The sequence below is a fragment of the Pseudomonas arsenicoxydans genome, from assembly GCF_006438915.1.
GTDB lineage: Bacteria > Pseudomonadota > Gammaproteobacteria > Pseudomonadales > Pseudomonadaceae > Aquipseudomonas > Aquipseudomonas arsenicoxydans_A.
Genome location: NZ_RCZE01000001.1, coordinates 243,073 through 266,038 on the forward strand (window position 1 = coordinate 243,073; position 22,966 = coordinate 266,038).

Genomic DNA, 22,966 nt, shown 5'->3' on the forward strand with positions numbered 1-22,966 from the left:
AATGTGGGAGCGGGCTTGCTCGCGAAGAGGCCCTGACAGACAGCAAAAAATCCAGATCAAACCATCGCAGAAAAATTCAGCCTGAACTGCTGTGGCGTTACCCCCAATCGGCGGTTGAACACGCTGCGCATGTGCTGGGCATCGCGAAATCCACATTGGTAGGCCACGGTCTTGAGCGGCGAATGCGTGCTCTCCAGCAGCACACGCGCCGCATCCACCCTCGCCCGTTCGACGAACTCCGCCGGGGTGATTTTGGCTTCCTTGGCGAACACCCGGGAGAAATTGCGGGTGCTCATGTTGGCCGCGTTCGCCAGGTCCGCGATGGTCAGGTCGCCGGTGAGGTTGGCCAGCACGTAAAGCTGAACCAGCGCCACGGCAGAGGTGGGCTCGGCGTGGGGCGTGAGGAACGGGCTGAACTGCGATTGCCCGCCTGAGCGCTGGGTGAACACCACCAGACGCTTGGCCACGTTCAGCGCGACTTCCGGTCCGTGGTCCATGGCCAGCAGATACAACGACAAATCGATCCCCGCCGTGACCCCGGCCGAGGTGTAGAGCTCGCCGTCCTGCACGTACAAACGATCCGCCTCGACCTGGGTCGACGGGCACAACTGCGCCAGCGCGGCAGCGTCGCCCCAGTGGGTGGTCACGGTTCGCCCCTCGAGCAATCCGGCCCGGGCGAGGATGAAGGCGCCATTGCAGATCGAGCCAAAGCGTTGCGCCCGCGCGCAAGCACCTCGCAGCCAACTATCGAATGCCGCACCGAACTCCATGAACGGCAACTGCGGTCCACCGGCTACCAGCAACAGGTCATGCGCCTCAAGCGCTTCGCTGAAATGCCGGTGAGCATTGAGCGACAGACCGTTGGAACACGGCATCATCCCGCGCTCGACGCCGATCACCTCCAACCGGTAGTGGTCTTGTGGTTCGAGGAAACGATTGGCTTCAGAGAACACATCCATGGGACCGGTGACGTCCAGGGACTGAACGCCGGCGAAGACCACGATGGCGACGGTTTTACTCATGGAAACAAACGCCCTCTAGTATCGAATTTGGCGCGGACCTGTGGCGAGGGGGCTTTTGTGGCGAGGGGGCTTGCCCCCGTTGGGCTGCGCAGCGGCCCCAAAAAGCTGGGAGCGCTACGCACTCCAACGGGGGCAAGCCCCCTCGCCACAAAAGCTCATTCACTGCCGTCAAACTTAGCCAATCCACGCACAACAAGCGAGGTTGGCGCGATATGCAGGTTCATTGGCAAGGATCGCAGCCATGGATCGATTGTCCGGTTTCAGGGGTCAGCACAGACTTTACCCATCAGCGCCGCCACGGCGTTCCCCACGAGGAAATCACCATGAGCAGCATCATTGCCGGTATCAAAATCCCCGACAGCGCCTTGGCCAAGACCACCACTGAATACATCCGCGACGTCGAATCCGACCTGCTGTACCACCACTCGCGCCGAGTTTTTTTGTTCGGCGCCTTGAGCGGCGAACGCAAGCAGCTGGCCTACAACCCGGAGCTGTTGTACGTCGGCGCAATGTTCCATGACCTCGGGCTGGTGGAAGGTCATCGCAGCGCTGACGAGCGTTTTGAAGTCGACAGCGCCAATGCGGCCAAGGCGTTCCTCAAGCCTTACGGGCTGAGCGATGACGATATCGAGCAGGTCTGGTTGTCGATTGCCTTGCACACCACACCAGGCGTGCCGCAACACCTGCGGCCGAACGTGGCGCTGGTGACCGCGGGCGTTGAAATGGATGTGCTGGGCATCGACTATGCAGCGTTTTCCACCGTGCAGCGCGAGGCAGTGGTGCATGCGCATCCACGCGGTGATGAGTTCAAGGAGTGCATCCTGTGTGCGTTCGCCAACGGCTTCAAGCACAAGCCGGACACGACGTTCGGCACGGTGAATGCGGATGTGCTGGTGGACAGTGAAGCGGGGTTCAAGCCGATGAACTTTGTCGAGATCATCCGCAAATCTCCCTGGGTGTCCTGAAACAAAATGTGGGAGCGCGCTTGCTCGCGAAGGCGGTGTGTCAGTCGATAGATACATCAACAGATACACCGCCTTCGCGAGCAAGCCCGCTCCCACATTGGATCTGGGTCGGCCACACGTTTGTGGCCAGCCCTTAAGCCGCTTCCGGCGCCGGGGCGCGACGTACGTCCGGTTGTTTCCAGGAGTCGGCAGCGCCTTCTTCGATGGCTTGCTGAATCGCACGTTTGCGGCTTTCTTCGGCACGGCGGCTGAAGAACCAGACCAGGAAGGTCACGATCGACACCGCCAGCAGAATCAGGCTGGCCACGGCGTTGATCTCGGGCTTCACGCCCAGGCGCACCGCCGAGAACACTTCCATTGGCAGGGTCGTGGAACCCGGGCCCGACACGAAGCTCGCCAGCACCAGGTCATCCAGCGACAGGGCAAACGACATCATGCCGCCCGCCGCCAGCGATGGCGCGATCATCGGGATGGTGATCAGGAAGAACACCTTCCACGGCCGGGCACCGAGGTCCATGGCCGCTTCTTCGATGGACAGGTCCAGCTCACGCAAGCGCGCCGACACCACCACCGCCACATACGCCGCACAGAACGTCGTGTGCGCGATCCAGATGGTGATGATGCCGCGTTCCTGTGGCCAACCGATCATCTGCGCCATCGCCACGAACAGCAGCAACAGCGACAGACCGGTGATCACTTCGGGCATCACCAGCGGCGCGGTCACCAGGCCGCCGAACAGCGTGCGACCCTTGAAGTGGGTGATACGGGTCAGCACGAAAGCTGCGAGCGTACCCAGCGCGACCGCGGCCACCGCCGTGTAGCAGGCGATTTCCAGCGAGCGCACCACCGAGCCCATCAGTTGGCTGTTGTCGAGCAGGCCGACGTACCACTTGATCGACCAGCCGCCCCACACCGTCACCAGTTTCGAGGCGTTGAACGAGTAGATCACCAGGATCAGCATCGGGGCGTAGATAAACAGCAAACCGAATACCAGCATCAGGCTGGAGAAACTGAAGCGCTTCATTCTTTGCCCTCCATTTCTTTGGCCTGACTGCGGTTGAACAGGATGATCGGCACAATCAGGATCGCCAGCATCACCACCGCCAGGGCAGATGCCACCGGCCAGTCACGGTTGTTGAAGAACTCTTGCCACAGCACTTTACCGATCATCAGGGTTTCCGGACCGCCGAGCAGTTCCGGGATCACGAACTCACCCACCACCGGGATGAACACCAGCATGCAGCCGGCGACGATGCCGTTTTTCGACAGCGGAATGGTGATTTTCCAGAAGCTGTTGAAGGTGCTCGAACCGAGGTCCGAGGCGGCTTCCAGCAGGCTGTGATCGTGCTTCACCAGGTTGGCGTAGAGCGGCAGGATCATGAACGGCAGGTACGAATAAACAACACCGATGTACACCGCGAGGTTGGTGTTGAGGATCTGCAGCGGTTCGTTGATCCAGCCCATGCTCATCAGGAAACCGTTGAGCAGGCCGTTGTTGCTGAGGATGCCCATCCACGCATAGACGCGGATCAGGATCGCGGTCCACGTAGGCATCATGATCAGCAGCACCAGCACCGTTTGCATCTCTTTACGGGCCGTGGCGATGGCGTAGGCCATCGGGTAACCGATCAACAGGCAAAGGACGGTGCTGATCAGCGCCATCTTCAAAGAGCCGAGGTAAGCGGCGATGTACAACTCGTCGCCCGCCAGCATGGCGTAGTTGCCGAGGTTGAGCAGCACCTGCAGCTTCTGGTCTACAAAATTGTAGATTTCGGTGTACGGCGGAATGGCCACGTCGGCTTCGGCGAAGCTGATCTTCAGAACGATGAAGAACGGCAACATGAAGAACATGAACAGCCAGATGAACGGAACCCCGATGACCAGCTGACGGCCACCGGGAATTATTCGATTGAGGCGGCGTTTGAATTTGCGCATGTTCATGAGCGAAGTACCACGCCGCTGTCGTCTTCCCAGTACACGTAAACCTGGTCACCCCAGGTTGGGCGCTGGCCGCGGCGTTCGGCGTTGGCGACGAACGACTGGACGATCTTGCCGCTCGGCAGTTCAACGTAGAACACCGAGTGACCGCCGAGGTAGGCGATGTCGTGCACCTTGCCGCTGGACCAGTTGTATTCGCAGGTCGGCATGGTCGGCGTCACCAGCAGTTTTTCCGGACGGATCGCGTAGGTCACGGATTTGTCCTGCACCGAGGTGCTGATGCCGTGGCCCACATAGATCTGGCGGTCCAGGTCCTTGCAGGTGATGGTGGCGTGGCCTTCGGCGTCGTCGATCACTTCACCGTCGAAGATGTTGACGTTGCCGATGAATTCGCAGACCAGGCGACTGGTCGGGGTTTCGTAGATGTCGATCGGGCTGCCGATCTGGGCGATCCAGCCCAGGTGCATGATCGCGATGCGCTCGGCCATGGTCATGGCTTCTTCCTGGTCGTGGGTCACCATGACGCAGGTTACGCCGACGCGCTCGATGATCTCGACCAGCTCCAGCTGCATTTGCGAACGCAGCTTTTTATCCAGTGCACCCATGGGTTCGTCGAGCAGTAGCAGCTTCGGTCGTTTGGCCAGGGAACGCGCCAGGGCCACACGCTGACGTTGGCCACCGGACAACTGATGCGGCTTGCGCTTGGCGTACTGCGTCATCTGAACCAGCTTGAGCATGTCGGCTACGCGCGCATCGACTTCAGCGGCGGGAATCTTGTCCTGCTTGAGGCCGAAGGCGATGTTCTGCGCCACGGTCATGTGCGGGAACAAGGCGTACGACTGGAACATCATGTTGATCGGTCGCTCGTACGGCGGCATCTCGGTGATGTCGACGCCGTCGAGGTAAATGCGCCCCTCCGTGGGCCGTTCGAAGCCTGCGAGCATGCGCAGCAAGGTGGATTTGCCCGATCCCGAACCGCCGAGCAGGGCGAAAATCTCGCCTTTCTTGATTTCCAGGGACACATCGTCCACGGCAATCGTCTCGTCGAACTTCTTCGTGACCCGGTCGATTTTGACCAACACCTGTTTAGGTGACTGGTCGCCCTCGAGGGCTTTCTTATAGGCGCCGGAGGCAACTGCCATTTACGAAACTCCCAGAAAAAAAGAGTGCAGTTCGCTCAAGGTGAGCCAACCTTGGATAGTTTGAGCCTTGAAGCTATTTACCCGTCTTGACCTTGGTCCAGCTGCGGGTCATCAAACGTTGAATGTTCGGTGGTAACTCGACCGACACGTAGGTCTTGTCGAGGACGGCTTGCGGTGGATAAACCGCTTCGTCAGTGCGAATGGACTGTTCCATCAGTTTGTCCGACCCGGGGTTAGGGTTGGCGTAGCCGACGTAATCACTGACCTGGGCAATCACCTCAGGTTTCAGCAAATAGTTGATGAAGGCGTGAGCTTCCTTGACGTTGGCCGAATCCTTGGGGATCGCCAGCATGTCGAACCACAGCGCGCCGCCCTCTTTCGGGATCGTGTACTCGATCTTCACGCCTTTCTTGGCTTCGTTCGCACGGTTGCGGGCCTGGAACATGTCGCCGGAGAACCCGATGGCGATGCAGATATCGCCATTGGCCAGGTCGGTGATGTATTTGGAGGAGTGGAAGTACGTCACGTAAGGCCGCACGGCCAGCAACTTGGCTTCAGCCTTTTTGTAATCTTCCGGGTTGGTGCTGTTCGCGTTCAGGCCCATGTAGTTGAGGACCGTGGGCATCATTTCGTCAGCCGAGTCGAGGAAAGCCACGCCGCAGCTGTGCAGCTTCTTGATGTTTTCCGGTTCGAACAGCACGCTCCAGGAATCAATCTTGTCGACGCCCAGCACGGCCTTGATCTTGTCGACGTTGTAACCGATGCCGTTGGTGCCCCACAGGTACGGTACGGCGTACTGGTTACCCGGATCGTTCTGCTCCAGGCGCTTGAGCAGCACCGGGTCGAGGTTGGCATAGTTGGTCAGTTTGGCGCGGTCGAGCTTCTGGAAAGCGCCCGCCTTGATCTGCTTGCCGAGGAAGTGGTTGGACGGCACGACTACGTCGTAACCGGTACGCCCGGCCAGCAACTTGCCTTCCAGGGTTTCGTTGGAATCGAAGACGTCATAAACCGGCTTGATGCCGGTCTCTTTCTGGAAGTCTGCCAGGGTGGTCGAGCCGATGTAGTCCGACCAGTTATAAATATGCACAGTGCCGGCGGCCTGGACATTGACGGCAAGCGTCAACCCGGCTGCGACCAGCATGGCATTGCGAAACAGAGAAAAAATAGGCAAGTGGAGGTCCTCTAAAATTAGTTGGGCCCAAGTTGCCCAGCGTTACATGACAGCCATGGCTGCCCGGCAACAAAACCGGCGCGCAACTTACCCTCGAAAAACCGTTCCAGCAAAACTTTCTGTCATTTATTTATACCTGTTGCCGTCATCACGTGGATGACGACAACAGGGGGGTTGCCTCAAACCGGCTTATTTACCCGATTTGATCTTGGTCCAGCTGCGAGTCAGGAGACGCTGGGTCGCGGCCGGCAAGTCGGCAATCGCGTACAGCTTGGCCATCACGTCTGCTGGCGGGTAGATGCCCGGGTCGCTGGTGATGTCTTTATCAACCAACGGTGTGGCAGCCGCGTTACCGTTCGGGAAGCGCACGGCGTTGGTGATGGCCGCCATGACTTCCGGCTTCTGCAGGTAGGTCATGAACTTGTAGGCGCCTTCGACGTTTTCGGCATCTTTAGGGATGGCGACCATGTCGTAGAAGCTGCCGGCACCTTCTTTCGGAATGTTGTAGCTGACTTTCACCTTGTCACCGGCTTCAGCCGCGCGGGACTTGGCCTGGTACACGTCACCCGAATAACCCACGGCCACGCAGATGTTGCCGTTGGCGAGGTCGGAGATGTACTTGGACGAGTGGAAGTAGGCGATCGAAGGACGGACTTTGAGCAGCAGGGCTTCAGCCTTGTCGATGTCTTCTTTCTTCTGGCTGTCGGTCGGCAGGCCCAGGTAGTGCAACGCCGCCGGAATCATCTCGGTTGGCGAGTCCAGCAGGCTGATACCACAGGACTTCAACTTGGCAGCATTTTCAGGCTTGAAGATCAGGTCCCAGGAATTGGTCGGTGCATCGGCGCCCAGTGCAGCCTTGACCTTCTCGGCGTTGAAACCGATACCGATCGAACCCCACATGTACGGGAAGGCGTGTTCGTTACCCGGGTCGCTCACCGATACCGCTTTGAGCAGCTCAGGGTTCAGGTTTTTCCAGTTAGGCAGCTTGGACTTGTCCAGCTTCTGGTAAACGCCGGCCTTGATTTGCTTGGCCAGGAAGTTGTTCGACGGCACGACGATGTCGTAACCGGACTTGCCTGCCAGCAACTTCGCTTCGAGGGTTTCGTTGCTGTCGAAAACGTCGTACACCACCTTGATCCCGGACTCTTTCTCAAAGTTCGCGATGGTGTCCGGAGCGATGTAATCGGACCAGTTGTACACGTGCAGAACTTTGTCATCGGCCTGAACCGCGCCCGCCATCAACCCCGCCAGGGACATGGCAAGAAGAGTCTTGCCAGCAAGCTTTTTACCTAGTGCCTTCATGCGTAATGCTCCAAATTTTTCTTTTTTGAACCACTTTGTTCAGCGACCGAACCCGGGCAACTGGAACCGCGGCTAGTCTGGCAATATCCACACGGGTCTTTCAAGGAAAGGCCTTTCTTTCTAACGCCTCTGAGCGAAAGTAGCTGTTTTGATACAAACCCTAACAACTTCCGCCCAGAGCCTAGCACTTAGCCCTGCAACGCACTCAGGGTCAGGTCCAGACACTTGCGTGCCTTGGCCACCAACTCATCGATTTCAGCCGGTGTAATCACCAGTGGCGGAGCAATGATCATGGTGTCACCCACCGCACGCATGATCAGGCCGTTGTCGAAGCAGAACTGGCGGCAGATCATGCCGACACCTTTGCCTTCGTAGCGTTTGCGCGTGGCTTTGTCCTGAACCAGTTCAATGGCCCCTAACAGACCGACCCCGCGCACTTCCCCCACCAGCGGGTGATCGTTCAGTTCCCGCAGACGCTTTTGCAAATAGGGTGCCGTTTCGGCATGAACGCGCTCGATAATTTTTTCTTCGCGCAGGATGCGGATGTTTTCCAGCGCCACCGCCGCGGCCACCGGGTGACCGGAGTAGGTGAAACCATGGTTGAAGTCGCCGCCTTCGTTCAGTACGGCCACCACTTCGTCACGCACGATCAGGCCACCCATAGGGATGTAGCCGGAGGTCAGGCCCTTGGCGATGGTCATCATGTCGGGCTTGAGGTCGTAGTAATCGGTACCGAACCACTCACCGGTGCGGCCGAAACCACAGATCACTTCGTCCGCCACGAACAGGATGTCGTACTTGGCGAGAATTTCCTTGATGCGCGGCCAGTAGGTGTCTGGCGGAATGATCACGCCGCCGGCGCCCTGGATCGGCTCGGCAATAAAGGCACCGACGTTGTCCACGCCGATTTCCAGAATCTTCTCTTCCAGCTGATTCGCCGCCCAGACGCCGAACTCTTCAGGCGTCATGTCGCCGCCTTCTGTGAACCAGTACGGCTGCGCGATGTGAACGATGCCCGGGATCGGCAGGTCGCCCTGTTCGTGCATGTACGTCATGCCACCCAGGCTCGCGCCAGCCACGGTCGAACCGTGATAACCGTTCTTGCGGCTGATGATGACTTTCTTCTTCGGCTGGCCCTTGATCGCCCAGTAGTGACGAACCATACGCAGCATGGTGTCGTTGCCTTCGGAGCCGGAGCCGGTGAAGAACACGTGGTTCATGCCTTGCGGCGCGATGTCGGCGATGGCCTTGGCCAGTTCCAATACCGGCGGGTGAGCGGTCTGGAAGAACAGGTTGTAGTAAGGCAGCTCACGCATTTGTTTGCTGGCCGCGTCGGCCAGTTCATCACGCCCGTAACCGATCGCGACGCACCACAGGCCGGCCATGCCGTCGAGGATCTTGTTGCCTTCGCTGTCCCACAGGTAAACGCCCTTGGCGTTCGTGATGATTCGCGGGCCTTTCTCTTTCAGCTGCTTGAAATCACTGAACGGGGCCAGGTGGTGATCGTTGCTCAGGGTTTGCCATTCACGGGTTTGCGGATTGTTGCTGGTCATACCAATCTCCAAAAAAAATCAGGTGAAAGCGCCGCCCGACAACGACGGCGCCCGGCGTATCAGACGGCGAAGAGCAGGAATTCCCGCTCCCACGAACTGATCACGCGCTTGAAGTTTTCATGCTCGGCCCGCTTGACCGCGACGTAGCCAGTGATGAATTTTTTGCCCAGGTATTTCTCGACGGTCGCGCTGTTTTCCATGCGTTCCAGCGCGTCCTCGATGGTCAGTGGCAGGCGCAGATTGCGGCGTTCATAGCCACGGCCCACCACCGGTGCGCTCGGGTTGAGGCCTTCGACCATGCCGATGTAACCGCAGAGCAAGCTCGCGGCAATCGCCAGGTACGGGTTGGCGTCAGCGCCCGGCAGGCGGTTTTCCACCCGACGGTTTTGCGGCCCGGCATCCGGAACCCGCAGGCCCACGGTACGGTTCTCTTCGCCCCACTCCACGTTCACCGGTGCCGAGGTGTCCGGCAGGAAGCGGCGGAACGAGTTGACGTTCGGGGCGAACAGCGGCAACAGCTCGGGAATCAGTTTCTGCAAGCCACCGATGTGGTGCAGGAACAGTTGGCTCATGGTCCCGTCTTCATTGGAGAAAACGTTTTTGCCGGTCTCGATGTCGATGATGCTCTGGTGCAAGTGCATCGCACTGCCCGGCTCGCCGGTCATGGGCTTGGCCATGAAGGTCGCCGCCACGTTGTGCTTGAGCGCGGCCTCGCGCATGGTGCGTTTGAACACCAGAATCTGGTCGGCCAGGGACAAGGCATCACCGTGACGGAAGTTGATTTCCATCTGCGCCGTGCCGTCCTCGTGGATCAGCGTGTCGAGGTCCAGCTGTTGCAATTCGCACCAGTCATAGACGTCTTCAAACAGCGGGTCGAATTCGTTCGCCGCTTCAATCGAGAACGACTGACGGCCGATTTCCGGGCGCCCGGAACGGCCAATCGGCGGTTGCAGCGGGTAATCGGGGTCGTCACTGCGCTTGGTCAGGTAGAACTCCATTTCCGGCGCCACGATGGGCTGCCAGCCGCGCTCGGAATAGAGTTTGAGGACCTTCTTGAGCACGTTGCGCGGCGACAGCTCGATCGGGTTGCCTTGCTTGTCGTAGGTGTCGTGGATCACCTGGGCGGTCGGCTCGATGGCCCACGGCACCAGGAACACGGCGTTCTGGTCGGGCCGGCAGATCATGTCGATGTCGGCCGGGTCGAGCAGTTCGTAATAGATGTCGTCTTCGACATAGTCGCCGGTCACGGTCTGCAACAGAACGCTTTCGGGCAGGCGCATGCCTTTTTCAGCAATGAACTTGTTGGTCGGCGAGATCTTGCCCCGGGTAATCCCGGTCAAGTCGGCGATCATGCATTCGACTTCTGTGATCTTGTGGTCTTTCAACCAATCGGTGAGCTGGTCGAGGTTGTTACTCATAAATGCCTCTAGGCTTTGAGTTTCCTGACGCTTGCTTGCGTCAGGCAATAGTTGACGCATCGGCGTCGCGTTGAAACGGGTGTCTACGTCAGGCTATCGTGATTCTTCCAGACTGTGCGGCAAACGCCGGGCGTGCAGAATCACGAGCGATGCCCTGAGCGATAGCCGGGCCGCTATTGTGAATCGGTTCTATATTGAATGAAGTAACCGTAATGGGGGTGCCATACTGGCCGTCCAGAATATCGGACGGAGACAGGCAATCCGTCAGGGACGGCAGAATGACCAGCAGTCCCGGAGCCTCTGAGGCCACGGCGTGGACGTAGGTGTCGCCACTGATGTGATAAGCATGCAGACCAATCTGCCTAGAGCAGTTGGTGACGCCGATTAACGGCAGGCGAGACATGAAGCACCCCGGTATTATTGGTGTTATGGGTTTGAATCGAGCTTAGCCTTGTTCATTTTTTTACACAACACCCCCGTAAAAAATACAACACGCCCCGCTCAAGCCCGCGGCAACCAAAGCGTTCAACGGCATAAAAACGCCCCAAAGTGCCCCAAAAAAGCCTTACGAGCGCTTTTTTAGGGCAAAAAAGGCCTCGCTTGACTTCGGCATGCCGTTCGGGTTGACTGAAACCCGAAGAGATCAATGATTGATATTTTTAACAACAAAGGTGTTGCATCATGTCGGTACCCCCGCGTGCCGTTCAGCTTAACGAAGCGAACGCGTTCCTTAAGGAACATCCTGAGGTTCTGTACGTTGACCTTCTGATTGCGGATATGAATGGTGTGGTGCGCGGCAAGCGCATTGAACGCACCAGCCTCCACAAGGTTTACGAGAAAGGCATCAACCTGCCGGCCTCTCTATTTGCTCTGGATATCAATGGCTCGACGGTGGAAAGCACCGGCTTGGGCCTGGACATCGGTGATGCTGACCGAATCTGCTATCCAATCCCTGACACCCTGTGCAACGAGCCTTGGCAGAAGCGCCCTACCGCGCAACTGTTGATGACCATGCACGAACTCGAAGGCCAGCCGTTCTTCGCCGATCCTCGGGAAGTGCTGGCCAATGTGGTTCGCAAGTTTGACGAGATGGGCCTGACCATCTGCGCCGCATTCGAACTCGAGTTCTACCTGATCGACCAGGAGAACGTGAACGGTCGTCCGCAACCGCCACGCTCGCCGGTGTCCGGCAAACGCCCGCATTCGACACAGGTCTACCTGATCGACGACCTCGACGAATACGTCGATTGCCTCCAGGACATTCTGGAAGGTGCGAAAGAGCAAGGCATCCCGGCCGACGCAATCGTCAAGGAAAGTGCCCCGGCGCAGTTCGAAGTGAACCTGCACCACGTGGCCGACCCGATCAAGGCCTGCGACTACGCGGTCCTGCTCAAGCGCCTGATCAAGAACATCGCCTACGACCATGAAATGGACACCACGTTCATGGCCAAGCCTTACCCGGGCCAGGCGGGCAACGGTCTGCACGTCCACATATCGATTCTTGATAAAGACGGCAAAAACATTTTTGCCAGCGAGGATCCCGAGCAGAACGCCGCACTGCGTCACGCGATCGGCGGTGTGCTCGAGACCCTACCTGCACAGATGGCTTTCCTCTGCCCGAACGTCAACTCCTACCGTCGTTTCGGCGCACAGTTCTACGTGCCGAACTCGCCGTGCTGGGGCCTGGACAACCGTACTGTAGCGATCCGCGTTCCAACCGGTTCCTCCGATGCCGTGCGCATCGAACACCGTGTGGCCGGCGCCGATGCCAACCCGTACCTGCTGATGGCTTCGGTCCTGGCGGGCGTGCATCACGGCCTGACCAACAAGATCGAGCCGGGCGCACCCGTAGAAGGCAACTCCTACGAGCAGAACGAGCAAAGCCTGCCGAACAACCTGCGCGATGCATTGCGTGAACTGGACGACAGCGAAGTCATGGCCAAGTACATCGATCCGAAATACATCGATATCTTCGTGGCCTGTAAGGAAAGCGAGCTGGAGGAGTTCGAACACTCCATCTCCGACCTTGAGTACAACTGGTACCTGCATACCGTGTAAGCGGTTGCAGTAAAAAAGAACGCCGTCGGCTGATAAGGTCGACGGCGTTTTTTTATGGGGGTTCATTCAGTTGGACCGAGGTGCCTGCTTCGCGAGCAAGCCCGCTCCCACATTTAATCTCTGTCGTACACAAACACTATGTTCACCGGAGATCAAATGTGGGAGCGGGCTTGCTCGCGAAGGCGGCCGAGAAGACAACACACAACCCTGCTCGTACAATGCCCGCTGCCCCCGCAGGAGACTTCAATGACCCGACTCGCCACCCCACGCAAACCCCGCGCCCGCAGCCAGGCGCGGATCGATTCGATACTCGATGCCGCCCGCACGCTGCTGGCCGCCGAGGGTGTGGCGAGTCTGTCGATCTACAGCGTCGCCGAACGCGCGGAGATACCGCCCTCCTCCGTCTACCACTTTTTTGCCAGCGTCCCGGCGCTGCTGGAAGCGCTGACGGCCGACGTTCACGCCGCGTTCCGCGCCTGCCTGCAAGCGCCCATCGATCATGGCGCCCTGAGCGACTGGCGCGACCTGTCACGCCTGGTGGAGCAGCGCATGCTGGCGATCTACAGCGAAGACGCCGCCGCCCGCCAGTTGATCCTCGCCCAGCATGGCCTGACCGAAGTCACCCAGGCCGACCGCCAGCACGACATCGAACTGGGCGACCTGATGCACAAACTCTTCGACCACCATTTCGAATTGCCGAAGCTGCCGACGGACGTTGATGTGTTTGCGCTGGCCATGGAATTGGGTGACCGCGTTTATGCGCGCTCGGTGCAGCAGCACGGGCAGATTACGCCGCGCATGGCGGAGGAAGGGATGCGCGTGTTTGATGCTTACCTTGGGTTGTACTTGCCGCCGTACTTACACAAGCGCGTTATTTCGAACTGATTTCTTTATTGGCTACGCGGGCCTCTTCGCGAGCAAGCCCGCTCCCACATTGATCGCGTCCGTCTGGACAACTCGGTCAAGTGTGGGAGCGGGCTTGCTCGCGAAGGCAACGCCGCCGATCTCACGCCTTACAACTTGGCAATCGACACTTCAGTGGATTTCACAAACGCGATCACTTCGCTGCCGACCACCAGTTCCAGCTCTTTGACCGAGCGCGTGGTGATCACCGAAGTGACGATGCCGGACGCGGTTTGCACGTCGATTTCCGACAGCACGTCACCCAGCACGATTTCCTTGATCGAGCCTTTGAACTGGTTACGAACGTTGATGGCTTTGATAGTCATGATGTTGATTCCTGTCGTTGGATAAGGCTTGAGTTAATGAGCCCAACGCAATTGCGTAGGCAAGGGTGAAACGGGTTCCGGTTCCGGCGGTTCGCCGGGCAGTGCGAGGACGCGATTGAGGACTTCGGTTTCCAGCGCCGCCAGCCGATGCGAGCCGCGAACTCGAGGGCGTGGCAGTTCCACGATCAGGTCGAGTCCGACTTCGCCCTCTTCAATCAGGATCACCCCGTCGGCAATCGCCACCGCTTCGCTGACGTCGTGGGTCACCAGCAACACGGTGAAACCATGCTTGCGCCAGAGCCGCTCGATCAGCTGCTGCATTTCAATTCGGGTCAGGGCATCCAGCGCGCCCAGCGGTTCGTCGAGCAACAGCAAGCGCGGTTGATGGATCAACGCACGCGCCAGCGCCACACGTTGTTTCTGGCCGCCGGACAAAGCCGCCGGCCATTCATTGGCGCGATCCGCCAGGCCGACCGATTCCAGTGCTTCAAGGGCTTGCGCACGCCAGTCGCCTTTAAGACCGAGGCCGACGTTGTCGATGACCTTTTTCCACGGCAGCAGACGCGCTTCCTGGAACATCAATCGGGTGTCTTCCCGCGCATCACTCAACGGCGCCGCACCGGCGAGCAAGTCACCCCCCGTAGGCTTGTCGAGGCCCGCCAGCAAACGCAGCAAGGTACTTTTGCCGCAACCGCTGCGCCCCACCACTGCAACGAATTGGCCGGCCGGAATGTGCAGATCGATCTCGCGCAACACCTGCCGCGAACCAAAGGTTTTTTGCAGCTTGCGCACCACCAGCGGAATCCCGCGCAGCAGGCGTGGAGGTTGTTGAGCAGTCATGCCGCACCTCCTTTGACAACCTGATAGGCCGGGTGCCAACGCAGCCACACGCGTTCAAGTCCACGGGCCGCGAGGTCGGCCAGTTTGCCGAGCACCGCGTACAAAAGAATCGCCAGCACCACCACGTCGGTCTGCAAAAACTCCCGGGCATTCATCGCCAGATAACCGATGCCGGAACTGGCGGAAATGGTTTCCGCGACGATCAGCGTCAGCCACATGAAGCCCAACGCAAAACGCACACCGACCAGAATCGAAGGCAGCGCCCCCGGCAGAATCACCTGACGAAACAGGCTGAAACCGGACAAGCCATAACTGCGCGCCATCTCCACCAGTGCCGGGTCGACGTTGCGGATGCCGTGATAGGTGTTGAGGTAGATCGGGAACAACGTGCCCAGCGCCACCAGGAAAATCTTCGCCGACTCGTCGATACCGAACCACAAAATCACCAGCGGAATCAGCGCCAGATGCGGCACGTTGCGGATCATCTGCACCGAACTGTCGAGCAGGCGTTCGCCCCACTTCGACAGGCCGGTGATGAAGCCCAGCACCAGGCCGATGCTGCCGCCGATGGTAAAGCCCAGCGCCGCGCGCCAGCCGCTGATTGCCAAGTGCGTCCAGATTTCACCGCTGCGCACCAGGCTCACACCGGCTTCGATCACTGCGATCGGTGCTGGCAGGATCCGCGTCGACAACCAGCCCGCCGACACCGACAACTGCCACACCGCCAGCAGCAACACCGGCAACGCCCACGGCGCGAGGTTGTGGATGATTTTTTTCATGGCGCGCCTCAGCTCTGGGACGCGGCTTTGGGGAGGATGTCGTTGGCGACCATCTCGCCGAACGGGCTAACGTAGTTGGCGCCCTGCGGCAACTCCGGACGTTGAATGTCCAGATGCGGAAAGAGCAGTTCGGCCACGCGGTAAGACTCTTCAAGGTGTGGGTAACCGGAGAAGATAAAGGTGTCGATGCCCAGGTTCGCGTACTCCTTCACGCGGGCGGCGACGGTCGGGCCGTCGCCAACCAACGCGGTACCGGCACCGCCACGGACCAGACCGACACCGGCCCACAAGTTCGGGCTGACTTCGAGGTTGTCGCGACTGCCGCCATGCAGTGCGGCCATGCGTTGCTGGCCGACGGAATCGAAGCGCGCCAGTGAAGCCTGGGCGCGGGCGATGGTTTCATCGTCCAGATGCGAGATCAATTTGTCAGCCGCTTGCCAGGCTTCGGCGTTGGTCTCGCGAACGATCACATGCAGGCGAATACCGAAGCGCACCGTGCGCCCGAGCTTCGCCGCCTTGGCGCGCACTTGCTCGATTTTTTCGGCCACGGCGGCCGGCGGTTCGCCCCAGGTCAGGACCATTTCCACTTGTTCTGCCGCGAGGTCTTGCGCTGCTTCCGACGAGCCACCGAAGTACAGCGGCGGACGCGGTTGCTGGATCGGCGGATAGAGCAACTTGGCGCCCTTCACGCTGATGTGCTGACCGTCGTAATCGACGGTTTCACCTTCGAGCACACGACGCCAGATGCGGGTGAATTCCACCGAGGCCTGGTAGCGTTCTTCGTGGCTGAGGAACAAACCATCGCCGGCCAATTCGTCCGGGTCACCGCCAGTGACCAGATTGAACAACGCACGACCACCGGACAGACGATCCAGGGTCGCCGCCTGACGCGCCGCCACCGTCGGGGAAATGATCCCCGGGCGCAAGGCGACAAGGAATTTCAAACGCTGGGTCACCGGGATCAGCGACGCCGCCACCAGCCACGAGTCTTCGCAGGAGCGGCCGGTTGGAATCAGCACCCCGCCAAAACCCAGGCGATCCGCCGCTTGCGCGATTTGTTGCAGGTAACCGTGGTCAACGGCGCGAGCGCCTTCGGCGGTGCCAAGGTAATGGCCGTCGCCGTGGGTAGGCAGGAACCAGAAAATATTGAGGCTCATGGAGTGGTCTCCTTCAGGGAATCGAATTACTGGGCTTGGGTTACTGAGCTTTGGGCAACAGTCGCCGGTGGCGTCCAGATCACGTCTTTGATGCTCAACGGCTTCGGAATCAGCTTGAGCTGGTAGAAGCTGTCAGCGATTTTCTGTTGCGCGGCGACCACTTCAGGCGTGAGGAACAGCGCGCCATAGCCCTGGCGTTTCACCGACGTCAGGGTGATGTCTGCCGGCAGACCGAGCAGTGGCGACACCTGTTGGGTGACGTCTTCAGGATTGGCCTTGGACCATTCGCCGACCGCGCGCACTTCTTCGACGAGTGTCTTGATCACCTCAGGATTTTTCTGTGCGTAAGGTTTGGTCGCGAGGTAGAACTGATGGTTGTCGACGATGCCTTGGCCATCACGCAGAGTGTGCGCTTGCAGTTGTTTCTCGGCGGCGGCCTGGTATGGGTCCCAGATGACCCAGGCGTCGACGCTGCCACGCTCAAAGGCTGCGCGGGCATCGGCTGGCGGCAGGAACACGGTCTGGATGTCGGTGTATTTGAGGCCGGCGTCTTCCAGCGCACGCACCAGCAGGTAGTGGACGTTGGAGCCTTTGTTAAGCACGACTTTCTTGCCCTTGAGGTCCTTCACCGATTTGATCGGCGAGTCCTTCGGCACCAGGATCGCTTCGCTGTGCGGTGCCGGTGGTTCGTAGGCGACGTAGAGCAGATCTGCGCCGGCCGCCTGGGCGAAGACCGGTGGAGTTTCACCGGTCACGCCGAAGTCGATGGAGCCTACGTTCAGACCTTCGAGCAGTTGCGGGCCGCCGGGAAATTCAGTCCATTGCACGTCCACGCCTTGGGCGGCGAGGCGTTTTTCCAGAGTGCCTTTGGCTTTGAGCAGCACCAAAGTGCCGTATTTTTGATAGCCGATTCGCAACACGCCTTCCTGGGTAGAAAGCGCTTGAGCTTGAGTAATGGCGCCGAAGGTTACAGCCGCAGCAAACAGAGCGACCAGACCACGACGCAAAATGACAGTGCGCATAGCGCTCTCCTTTTTGCAGTTGGGTTTTGGCTGCACCTGCTTGACCGTTGGCGGCTGAGTAAGGTGAGTGGATCAATTTCGGGTGAGGCTTAAATGCTCCAGCGAGCACTCAACAAACGTTCGTTCAACAGATTCGGATCAAGCGGCTTTGGCCGCCGTGCCATGGCGCTGAAAAACAGTTCCAGCGACTCGTTCAATCGTTGTTCCAGCTCCGGCGCCAACTGCGCCTGGGCACTGCCTTTGCCGTAAGCGATCTGGCTGTCTTCAGCAAAAATTCCGTGGAGCATTTCCTGGGCTTTCAGCGCCGACAGCACGGGCTTGAGTGCGTAATCCACCGCCAGCATGTGGGCGATGCTGCCGCCGGTGGCCATCGGCAATACGACCTTGTGAGCCAGGGCTCGCTCGGGCAGCAAATCCAGCACGGTTTTCAATGCGCCGGAAAAGGACGCTTTGTAAACCGGTGTGGCGATCAGCAGGCCATCGGCGTTTTCAATCTGCTGCAGCAGGTCAATGACCTTGTGGCTGTCGAAGCGTGCGTGCAGCAAGTCTTCCGCCGGGAAATCCCGAATCTGGTAACTCACCACTTCCACCCCTTGCTCCTGCAACCAGCGCTGGGAGCGTTCCAGCAGCACCCCGGATCGAGAGCGTTGGCTTGGACTGCCACCGAGTGAGACGACCAGCATTCAGTGATTCCTTGAACGGTGTTGGCGATTCGCGGTTTGCGATCTCGCTGCGATGGAAGTGACCTTAACAGTTGATTGTTATATCCATAAATCATATTTATTCATTTGGTTATTCTTTATGGAGATATGCAAATCAGTGATTTCGAGGCATAAAAAAAGGCCGTCGAAACGACCTGAAATCCCCTGCTATTGGTGATCGTTCCCACGCTCTGCGTGGTAATGCCTCTAGGGACGCTCCGCGTCCAGTGACGCGGAGCGTCACGGGCTGCATTCCCACGCAGAGCGTGGGAACGATCATGGATTACCTGTTCGGCTGCGGTGTGAGGCGCAAATACGGTTTCACCGCGCGATAGCCCTTGGGAAAGCGCTGCCTGATTTCATCTTCATCCTTGAGCGACGGCACGATCACCACTTCATCACCGTCCTGCCAGTTGGCCGGGGTCGCCACCTTGTAGTTGTCGGTGAGTTGCAGCGAATCAATCACCCGCAGAATTTCGTGGAAGTTACGGCCGGTACTCGCCGGGTAGGTGATGGTCAGCCGAATCTTTTTGGCCGGGTCGATCACGAACAGCGAACGCACGGTCAAGGTGTCGTTAGCGTTGGGATGAATCAGGTCGTACAGGTCCGACACCTTGCGGTCGGCGTCGGCGAGGATCGGGAAGTTGACGAGCGTGTCCTGAGTTTCGTTGATGTCCTCGATCCACCGGTGATGCGAGTCCACCGGGTCAACCGACAGGGCGATGGCTTTGACCCCGCGCTGGGCAAATTCGTCCTTGAGCCGGGCGGTGAACCCCAGTTCGGTGGTGCACACCGGGGTGAAGTCCGCCGGATGGGAAAACAGCACGCCCCAACTATCGCCCAGCCATTCGTGGAAACGGAGGGTGCCGGCGCTGGAATCCTGTTCAAAGTCGGGGGCGATATCGCCCAGTCTGAGGCTCATGGTGCTGCTCCTGGTGAGTGCTTGTTGAGATCGACTTTGCCTGCATCCGCGAATAATTAAAAAGAATAAATATTGATTTATTTAGATCATAAAGAAATATTAAATATCTGTTCATTGGACGTGAACAGGCAACGCGCCCAACATCGCCCATAAGGTTCGAGAAGGCCTTGAGTGCTGCAAAGAGGAGAGTTTCGAGGCGGGTTTACGGGGGTGATCCCGCCTTGAAACGCAAAAGCCCCGCCGGGCGAGATGCCGGGCGGGGCTTTTTTTGTCTCGGTTACTCGAGTGCTATTACAACAGCGGGATCGAGTAGCTGAGGATCAGGCGGTTTTCGTCCTGGGAGCGAGTGCTCGGCAGGTCGGTGCGCCACATAGCGTTTTTCCAGGCAACGCCGAGGTTCTTCAGCGGGCCTTCCTGTACGACGTAGGCAACGCTTAGGTCGCGTTCCCACTCGGAAGCGCCGTTAGCCAACTGACCACCTTTAGCGTTAACGGTGTCGATGCTGTCACCGCGCAGGTAAACCATACCGGCGGTCAGGCCAGGTACGCCAACCTTGGCGAAGTCGAACGAGTAGCGTGCTTGCCAGGTTTTCTCGCCGGCACGACCAAACTTCTGGATTTGCGAATCGGTGATGGTGTAGTTCGACGAACCGTCACCCTGGTTCAGCCAAGGGAAGTCGCTGCTGCCGTTGCTGACCTGGTAACCGCCACCAAAGGTATGACCGGCAACCGAGTACAGGAACAGGCCGCTGTACAGGTTGTTGTCGACCTTGCCTTTACCGTTTGGCGCGTTGTAGTTGCCAGTGGTGTAGTACGCCGGGTCGTGACCGTTGGCACCATCATCGGTGCTGTTGAAGTAACGGAAATCCGACTTCAACACGCCCGGGCCGATTGCCCAGTTGTGAACCAGACCCAGGAAGTGTTGCTTGTAGAACTCTTCCAGGTTGCCGTAGTAGTACTGGGCGGTCAGGTCCTTGGTGATTTTGTAGTCACCACCGGCATAGATGAACTTGTTGCTGTCGCGCCATTTAGGACCATGAGCGTTCGCACCGGAAATCGACATCTGGTCGTTGTTGCTGGAGTTACGACCTTTGACGGCTTCGATCTGACCACCGACCAGCGACAGGTCTTTGATCTCGGCGGAAGTGATCTGGCCACCCTGCCAGGTTTGTGGCAGCAGACGACCATCGTTGGTCACGATCACCGGGTTTTTCGGCTGCAGCGTACCCAGCTTCAATTCGCTTTGGGAGATCTTGGCTTTAGCCGTCAGACCCAGGCTGGAGAAGTCATCAACCGCTTCGCCGTTGGACTTGCTCGGGAACACCGTGCCACCGGAAGAGGTGGCAGTGGCGCCGCTGGTGCCGCCGCCTGAATCCAGCTTGACGCCCAACAGGCCGATCGCATCGATACCGAAGCCGACAGTGCCTTGGGTGTAACCGGAGATGAAACGCAGATCGAAGCCTTGGCCCCACTCTTCGTTCTTGTTCGGACCGGTACCGTCACGGTAATCGGTGTTGATGTAGAAGTTACGCAGCCCCAGGGTGGCCTTGCTGTCTTCGATGAAACCGGCGGCGCCTGCTTGCTGCGCCAAAACCCCAACGGCCACAGCGATGGCCAAGGTGGACTTGTTCATTGTTTCGCTCCTCATTACTAATGCTTGTGGTCCGGGTCCTGGGTCGAATGCCCTGGTACCTAAGACGCGCAATTTTTGCCGAGCCTTCTAGGCCGGTCGTTTTGGCCGAGCAGGATACAGCGTCATAAAGCTAAAAAGAATTTTGTATTTCTTTTTAATTCCGTTTAGGAATATGACTACGCAGCACAGATTCGAGGTATCGGCCACAAAGCCAATTCCTTGACCAGATCTGCTAACGGAGTTTATTCAGCGGATGTCCGACCTCGCAGAGACCGGACGGGGCCTACTTTAGGTGTTTGAGAAAAAAACCAAAAAGAATAAAAAATGCTCGAGTGTGCTGTTATTGGAATATATACAGACAAAAAAAAGCCTCGCCAATTGGGCGAGGCTTTCCCTGACAACCTATTACATGAAGCTGTAGGTGTAGTTGAAGATCAGACGGGTCTGGTCTTGATCAAGGGTGCTGGTGTTGCCACGGTAGGTACCGTGACGCAGCGTTGTACCAAACCCTTTAAGTGCACCTGTTTGAATCACGTAGTCGATACGCGCGTCGGTCTCGTGCTCACTCAGGTCTTTACCAGTACCGTTGGTAGCCTTGATGTCCTGTCCATTGAGGTAAGCAATCGAAGCTTTCAGGCCTGGCACGCCAAGTGAGGCGAAGTCATAGGAGTACTGACCGAACGTGGTGTTTTCACCGGCACGGATAAAGCTGCCAACCGTGGCATCGGTGAACGAGTAGAAGCTCGCGCCGCCGGCACCTTCCTGATTATTGTTGCCATCGACAAGGTTGCCTTGGTTCAAGAACACAAAGCCGCCGTCATCGTTGACGCGCTGGTGACCCAGCAGGAATGCGTTGCCACCCAGGGTGTAGGTGAACATACCGCTCCAGGTCTTGTTATCGACCTCGCCCGGGGTCTTGGCGTAACCGTTGTTGTTGTTGAAGCGGTAGCCGGCGTCACCGTTCTTGCCAACCGAGCTGCTGTCGAAGTAGCGGAAATCCGACTTGAACGACTGCTTGGGATCGATCGTCCAGACGTGAACCATCCCCAGGAAGTCCTGTTTGTAGTAATCCTGCAGTTCCGCGTGGTAGTACTGCAGGGTCAGGTCTTTGGTGACCTTCCAGTCAGCACCGCCGTAACGGAACTGGTTGCTGTCCTGGGTACCGCCCGCCACTGCCATGCCGGTGCCGTTGGAAGAGGCGCGACCCGACGCTTGCTCCAGCTGACCCAGGTTGATGGTCACATTGTCGATTTCCTTCGAGGAGATGGTGCCCCCTTGAAAGGTCTGTGGCAGCAAACGACTGTCGTTCGCGATCAGGATCGGCAGGTTAGGTGCCAGAGCGCCACCCAGGTGCGCTTCGGTCTTCGAGAAGCGCGCCTTGACGTTGCCATCCAGACGGCTCCACTCGTCGGCCGAGTGATCGCCATCGCTAGGGAAGAACGAGTTAGCGTTACCCGTCGGATGATGCCCTTTGCCACCGTCCAGGTGGATGCCAACGAGTGCCTGGGCATCGATACCGAAGCCGACAGTACCTTGGGTAAAACCGGACAGGTAATCGAACTTGAGACCTTCAGCGGTTTCTCGCTGACGGTTAGCAGCAGCATTGTTAGCAGGAGCGTTCAGACTTGAACGCACATCGGCGTCGTAGTACATGGTGCGAGAGCTGACGGACGCCTTGCTGTCGTCCAGGAAACCGGCTGCGCCTGCCTGCTGCGCCAAAACCCCTACGGCCACGGCCAAAGCCAAGTTTGACTTGTTCATTGTGATGCTCCTCTCGATTCTAATTCTTGTGTTCCTGGCCCCGAGTCGATGCCCGGAATCCTAAGATGCGCGATTAGCGCCATAGCGTGACCCACTAGTCAATCGTAACTATGTGTGTCTACGACCATGGTCTAATCCCCCGTTTTTTTGGTCCATGCAGGTCATGAGTTCGTCATAAACCTGAAAAGAACTAGCTATTTCTTTTCTCATACCTTTTAGGAATTAAGCTCTTCGCCGCTCCCCATCCTCAGAATAGAGCCCCCAGCTAATAAGCTAATTCCTAAATAGTATTTATTAGCCGTTTTTTAGATCGTTTAGCGTTTGAAGCAATTCGGAAACAAAACCTTACCGAAA

20 protein-coding genes and 1 pseudogene are annotated in these 22,966 nt (G+C 58.3%); 3 read left to right on the forward strand and 18 right to left on the reverse strand.

Annotated elements, in window-relative coordinates; genetic code table 11:
- Nucleotides 1-56: 56 nt before the first annotated feature.
- Entirely contained in the window at nt 57-1,022 is a 966-nt protein-coding gene (locus tag EAH78_RS01090) for a GlxA family transcriptional regulator (RefSeq protein ID WP_140664386.1), read from the reverse strand.
- A 323-nt stretch (nt 1,023-1,345) separates the two neighbouring features.
- Here EAH78_RS01090 and EAH78_RS01095 point away from each other — a divergent pair, with 323 nt between their 5' ends.
- Nucleotides 1,346-1,987 carry an HD domain-containing protein gene (locus tag EAH78_RS01095; RefSeq protein ID WP_140664389.1) on the forward strand — a complete coding sequence of 214 codons (642 nt, stop codon included), beginning with the start codon at nt 1,346-1,348 and terminating at the stop codon, nt 1,985-1,987.
- A gap of 133 nt (nt 1,988-2,120) precedes the next feature.
- Here EAH78_RS01095 and EAH78_RS01100 read toward each other — a convergent pair whose 3' ends face one another.
- The 8 genes and pseudogenes from EAH78_RS01100 to EAH78_RS01135 all read right to left on the reverse strand — a co-directional run.
- Nucleotides 2,121-3,011, reverse strand: coding sequence for an ABC transporter permease subunit (locus tag EAH78_RS01100; RefSeq protein WP_140664393.1), 891 nt, complete (start codon nt 3,009-3,011; stop codon nt 2,121-2,123).
- Nucleotides 3,008-3,928 carry an ABC transporter permease subunit gene (locus tag EAH78_RS01105; protein ID WP_140664397.1) on the reverse strand — a complete coding sequence of 307 codons (921 nt, stop codon included), beginning with the start codon at nt 3,926-3,928 and terminating at the stop codon, nt 3,008-3,010. The genes EAH78_RS01100 and EAH78_RS01105 overlap by 4 nt, the downstream gene beginning before the upstream one ends.
- Nucleotides 3,925-5,067, reverse strand: coding sequence for an ABC transporter ATP-binding protein (locus EAH78_RS01110; RefSeq protein WP_123434796.1), 1,143 nt, complete (start codon nt 5,065-5,067; stop codon nt 3,925-3,927). The genes EAH78_RS01105 and EAH78_RS01110 overlap by 4 nt, the downstream gene beginning before the upstream one ends.
- A gap of 73 nt (nt 5,068-5,140) precedes the next feature.
- Nucleotides 5,141-6,238, reverse strand: a complete 1,098-nt coding sequence (locus EAH78_RS01115) for a polyamine ABC transporter substrate-binding protein (protein ID WP_140664401.1) — start codon at nt 6,236-6,238, stop codon at nt 5,141-5,143.
- Nucleotides 6,239-6,427: 189 nt separating this feature from the next.
- Entirely contained in the window at nt 6,428-7,540 is a 1,113-nt protein-coding gene (locus EAH78_RS01120) for a polyamine ABC transporter substrate-binding protein (RefSeq protein WP_140664405.1), read from the reverse strand.
- A 188-nt stretch (nt 7,541-7,728) separates the two neighbouring features.
- Complete coding sequence (locus EAH78_RS01125) at nt 7,729-9,093, reverse strand: aspartate aminotransferase family protein (RefSeq protein ID WP_140664408.1); 1,365 nt, start codon at nt 9,091-9,093, stop codon at nt 7,729-7,731.
- Nucleotides 9,094-9,152: 59 nt separating this feature from the next.
- Entirely contained in the window at nt 9,153-10,511 is a 1,359-nt protein-coding gene (locus tag EAH78_RS01130; protein WP_140664411.1) for a glutamine synthetase family protein, read from the reverse strand.
- Between the two features lie 124 nt (nt 10,512-10,635).
- Nucleotides 10,636-10,914 (reverse strand): annotated as a pseudogene (locus EAH78_RS01135) (gamma-glutamyl-gamma-aminobutyrate hydrolase family protein); the annotation flags it as partial.
- A 278-nt stretch (nt 10,915-11,192) separates the two neighbouring features.
- Here EAH78_RS01135 and EAH78_RS01140 point away from each other — a divergent pair.
- On the forward strand, nt 11,193-12,569 hold the full coding sequence (locus tag EAH78_RS01140) for a glutamine synthetase family protein (RefSeq protein ID WP_038980872.1): 1,377 nt from the start codon (nt 11,193-11,195) through the stop codon (nt 12,567-12,569).
- A 246-nt stretch (nt 12,570-12,815) separates the two neighbouring features.
- On the forward strand, nt 12,816-13,454 hold the full coding sequence (locus EAH78_RS01150; protein ID WP_140664420.1) for a TetR/AcrR family transcriptional regulator: 639 nt from the start codon (nt 12,816-12,818) through the stop codon (nt 13,452-13,454).
- A 128-nt stretch (nt 13,455-13,582) separates the two neighbouring features.
- Here EAH78_RS01150 and EAH78_RS01155 read toward each other — a convergent pair whose 3' ends face one another.
- The 9 genes from EAH78_RS01155 to EAH78_RS01195 all read right to left on the reverse strand — a co-directional run bounded on the left by EAH78_RS01155 (nt 13,583) and on the right by EAH78_RS01195 (nt 22,612).
- The gene (locus EAH78_RS01155) at nt 13,583-13,798 is read right to left on the reverse strand and encodes a TOBE domain-containing protein (RefSeq protein WP_003229256.1); all 216 of its coding nucleotides are present in this window, start codon (nt 13,796-13,798) and stop codon (nt 13,583-13,585) included.
- A 33-nt stretch (nt 13,799-13,831) separates the two neighbouring features.
- Nucleotides 13,832-14,638 (reverse strand): aliphatic sulfonates ABC transporter ATP-binding protein, encoded by an 807-nt coding sequence (gene ssuB / locus EAH78_RS01160; RefSeq protein WP_140664425.1) that lies wholly within the window; start codon nt 14,636-14,638, stop codon nt 13,832-13,834.
- Complete coding sequence (gene ssuC / locus EAH78_RS01165; protein ID WP_140664429.1) at nt 14,635-15,417, reverse strand: aliphatic sulfonate ABC transporter permease SsuC; 783 nt, start codon at nt 15,415-15,417, stop codon at nt 14,635-14,637. Before ssuC ends, ssuB begins: the two co-directional genes overlap by 4 nt.
- 8 nt (nt 15,418-15,425) lie before the next feature.
- Nucleotides 15,426-16,574: an FMNH2-dependent alkanesulfonate monooxygenase gene (gene ssuD, locus EAH78_RS01170; protein WP_140664434.1), complete on the reverse strand. Its 1,149-nt coding sequence runs from the start codon at nt 16,572-16,574 to the stop codon at nt 15,426-15,428.
- Nucleotides 16,575-16,600: 26 nt separating this feature from the next.
- Entirely contained in the window at nt 16,601-17,596 is a 996-nt protein-coding gene (locus EAH78_RS01175; protein WP_140664438.1) for a sulfonate ABC transporter substrate-binding protein, read from the reverse strand.
- A gap of 89 nt (nt 17,597-17,685) precedes the next feature.
- Nucleotides 17,686-18,279: an NADPH-dependent FMN reductase gene (gene ssuE / locus EAH78_RS01180; protein WP_140664442.1), complete on the reverse strand. Its 594-nt coding sequence runs from the start codon at nt 18,277-18,279 to the stop codon at nt 17,686-17,688.
- A gap of 301 nt (nt 18,280-18,580) precedes the next feature.
- Nucleotides 18,581-19,219, reverse strand: coding sequence for a peroxiredoxin (locus EAH78_RS01185; RefSeq protein WP_140664445.1), 639 nt, complete (start codon nt 19,217-19,219; stop codon nt 18,581-18,583).
- Nucleotides 19,220-19,510: 291 nt separating this feature from the next.
- Nucleotides 19,511-20,851: an OprD family porin gene (locus tag EAH78_RS01190; protein WP_140664448.1), complete on the reverse strand. Its 1,341-nt coding sequence runs from the start codon at nt 20,849-20,851 to the stop codon at nt 19,511-19,513.
- 405 nt (nt 20,852-21,256) lie between these two features.
- Nucleotides 21,257-22,612, reverse strand: coding sequence for an OprD family outer membrane porin (locus tag EAH78_RS01195; protein WP_140664451.1), 1,356 nt, complete (start codon nt 22,610-22,612; stop codon nt 21,257-21,259).
- Nucleotides 22,613-22,966 lie beyond the last annotated feature (354 nt).